Origin of the sequence: Streptomyces chiangmaiensis (assembly GCF_036281785.1) — a bacterium.
In the GTDB taxonomy this organism is placed as follows: domain Bacteria; phylum Actinomycetota; class Actinomycetes; order Streptomycetales; family Streptomycetaceae; genus Streptomyces; species Streptomyces chiangmaiensis.
This window is the reverse complement of the sequence record NZ_JAYWVC010000663.1, coordinates 1-813: the sequence shown is the minus strand read 5'-3', so window position 1 is coordinate 813 and position 813 is coordinate 1. Positions and strand designations below refer to the sequence as shown.

At 68.3% G+C, this 813-nt stretch carries 1 protein-coding gene; it reads right to left on the bottom strand.

The features are described 5' to 3' along the window. Window positions 1-712 (bottom strand): IS701 family transposase (locus tag VXC91_RS46280; protein ID WP_329513317.1); only part of this gene is annotated, 712 nt, incomplete at its 3' end. Window positions 713-813: the final 101 nt, after the last annotated feature.

Genomic DNA, 813 nt, shown 5'->3' with positions numbered 1-813 from the left:
TGGCGCCGTCACCGCACGAGATCGGTTCCCATGCCTCGTCCGGGGCCTGGGCGAAGAGATGGTCGATGCGTGGGCCGAAGACTTGCTGGGACTTGGGCACCGCAAGTACATAGCCGAGGCCGGACTGTTCCAGCAGGCGGCGGAAGCGTCCCTCCTGCCCATAGGCAGCGTCGGCGGTCACCCAGGCGAGGGGCAGATCGGAGGCCAGGGCGCGTAGCACCAGTCGTTTGGCCAGCTCTCCCTTGGTGGCGAAGGCCCGCAGGTCGGGGATCTTGGCGGCGCGGCAGCGTTGGCGGCAGTCCGTCCAGGACTTGGGCAGATAGAGTTCGCGGTCCACCAGGGCTCGGCCGCGGGCGGTGGCATAGGCGGCGAAGACACCGATCTGGCAGTTCTCGGTGCGGCCGGCGGTGCCCGAGTACTGGCGCTGCACCCCGGCCGAGGTGGCGCCCTTCTTGATAAAGCCGGTGTCGTCGATGACAAGCACCCCGTCGTCATCGCCGAGGTGCTTGGCGACGTATGACTGCAGGTCGTCGCGGACGTCGTCGGCGTCCCAGATCGCTCCGTTCAGCAGCCGCTGGAGGCCGTCGGGGGTGCGATGCCCGGCGAACTCGGCCAGCTGCCAGCCGTTCTTGCGGCCGACGGGGGCGAGCAGGCCCCGCACATAGTCCCGCATCCGGCGCCGCAGGTCGGCACGGCCAAACCGGTGGCTGATGGAGAGGAAGAGGTCGTTGAGTTCTCGTTCCCAAGTCGCGTCCGCATGTTCGTCGATCACCCTGCGAGGCTGTCCATATCGGAGCCCAGCCATTTTCCCGG